Here is a 1196-nt window from a genome sequence, read left to right as displayed (position 1 = left end):
TACTGGAATTACCCGAAAGGCACCGAGCAAACGCCCACTCATGCGCAGGAAACCAATATGGAGCGCCAGACCAAGCTTGTGGGAATCACCTCGGCGTGCATTGATTGCGTCGCGCTCGGCACCATCGAAGGTGAAAAATGCCTTCATCTCGAAGTCGCTGATATCGCGGGGGAGCCCACGCATCCCCAAAAACGTTGTGTGCCAACCCTGCATCGTGAACCTCAAAAGTGGGAGGCCACCATACCCGTTTACAAAGCGAACAGGAAAGTCAATGAAATCAACGGTCTACCCAGACCACCCCCGCGCCAGTGCTAGCTTTGCGTACCGTCACTTATTGCACTGAAAACGAGGAGACCCCGATCCTGAAGATTGCTTGCGCCTTGAACTTGGAGGAGTCGACGAGGACATTGACGGACTGGGCCGCGTCCACGAAGGCTCGATTCATCGCTGACTCCTCGGGCGTCAGCATGCCGATGCCCCCGGTCGCGGAGATCCCGTGGACGCCCAGGAAGGCCGCTCTGACCGTGATGTCCTCGAATGCACCTGTTTCGAGGCGGCCCACACTCGTCATCTTCTGAAAGTCCACGGTGCCCTGCAGGAGATGGACAGTGGCGTTTCTGCTCTTGGCCAGCTCCATGGCGACGGTCAGTCCGTTGGTGACGACATGAAGGTGGTGATGACCTCGCAGAGCTTCCGCGAGGTGCCTGCACGTGGTACCGCCGTTGATGAGGATGCAGTCGCCGTCCGACACTGATTGCGCGGCCAGCTCCGCGATGGCTCGTTTCTCGCGGTAGTTTTCCCTCTCGCGCTCCGCGTAGCTAACACTCTCGTACCGCGCCCAACCCTCTGCATACACCTCATTGCCGGGAATCGCGCCCCCTCGCGTGCGGGCCAGCACGCCACGCTCCTGCAATTCGATGAGGTCACGGCGGACAGTGATCGGCGATGTCTGAAAACGCTCCGCCAGCACGCTGACTTCGACGACGCCGCCCCCTTGCAAAAGGGCGACGATTTCTTTCTGGCGAGCTGCTTTGAGCATCTGTTTTCTTGCATTTCAGGACGGTTGACGGGCTCAATGCCGTTTTGCATGGAACTTGACCTTCAACTCCGATGCGTGGTGAGGCCTGCGAAGCGCGGCGCTGCGTGCTCGAACGGGTTGGCTGGAAGGTGCTTGAGCTTGGACAGGCGCAGGTACG

At 59.4% G+C, this 1196-nt stretch carries 2 protein-coding genes; both read right to left on the bottom strand.

What is annotated here, in order from left to right; all coding sequences use genetic code 11:
* Window positions 1–213 (bottom strand): DUF4158 domain-containing protein (locus tag AC0GNO_RS23845; protein WP_030093369.1); only part of this gene is annotated, 213 nt, incomplete at its 3' end.
* A 118-nt stretch (window positions 214–331) separates the two neighbouring features.
* Window positions 332–1039, bottom strand: coding sequence for a DeoR/GlpR family DNA-binding transcription regulator (locus AC0GNO_RS23840; RefSeq protein WP_274923534.1), 708 nt, complete (start codon window positions 1037–1039; stop codon window positions 332–334).
* Between the last annotated feature and the right edge of the window lie 157 nt (window positions 1040–1196).

It is taken from the genome of Hydrogenophaga sp. L310 (assembly GCF_055703065.1).
The sequence above is the reverse complement of the archived record's forward strand: the minus strand, read 5'-3'. Positions and strand labels throughout refer to the sequence as shown.

What these genes read in the sequence shown, in the direction of transcription:
- AC0GNO_RS23840 (WP_274923534.1), bottom strand. Translation starts at nt 1,039, where the DNA reads ATGCTCAAAGCAGCTCGCCAGAAAGAAATCGTCGCCCTTTTGCAAGGG.